The sequence below is a fragment of the Pseudomonas tremae genome (assembly GCF_001401155.1).
In the GTDB taxonomy this organism is placed as follows: domain Bacteria; phylum Pseudomonadota; class Gammaproteobacteria; order Pseudomonadales; family Pseudomonadaceae; genus Aquipseudomonas; species Aquipseudomonas tremae.
Map to the genome: position 1 here is coordinate 1 of NZ_LJRO01000392.1, position 418 is coordinate 418.

Here is a 418-nt window from a genome sequence, read left to right on the forward strand (position 1 = left end):
CTCCAACCCCGAGGCTGGCCGAGTTGTTGGTCTTCTTCAGCGCATAGCGGTCCTGCAGAGCGTTGGCGAACATGGTGGAACTGCCGTCCTTCGCATCAGCGGCGCACACCAGATTGAAGCTGATTTCAATATGCGCATCGCCGGTCTGTTGAAAGCTCTTGCGACCGGCAATCATCTTCGGGTCGCTGCTGGTGATGATATAGCCCTGGCTCAACAAGGCACGCCGCCCCGCTTCGCAATAAGCCAGGTCGGTGGCGGGATAACTAGGGGAGAAGGTCCCGGCGTCATCGAAATGTTCGTGGTCATAAACCGCCTGCTTCGGCGATGAACAACCAGCTGCCATCAACACGGCAGAGATCCAGAATGCGGTACGAACGTTCAGTAGCTTAAACATCGAAAATCCTGAGGAAGGAAAAGA

The 418-nt window shown here is 55.7% G+C and carries 1 protein-coding gene; it reads right to left on the bottom strand.

The features are described 5' to 3' along the window. Positions 1-394, bottom strand: a 394-nt coding sequence (locus ALO43_RS22530; RefSeq protein ID WP_157062356.1) for a DUF2242 domain-containing protein, incomplete at its 3' end; no start/stop codon positions are given. Between the last annotated feature and the right edge of the window lie 24 nt (positions 395-418).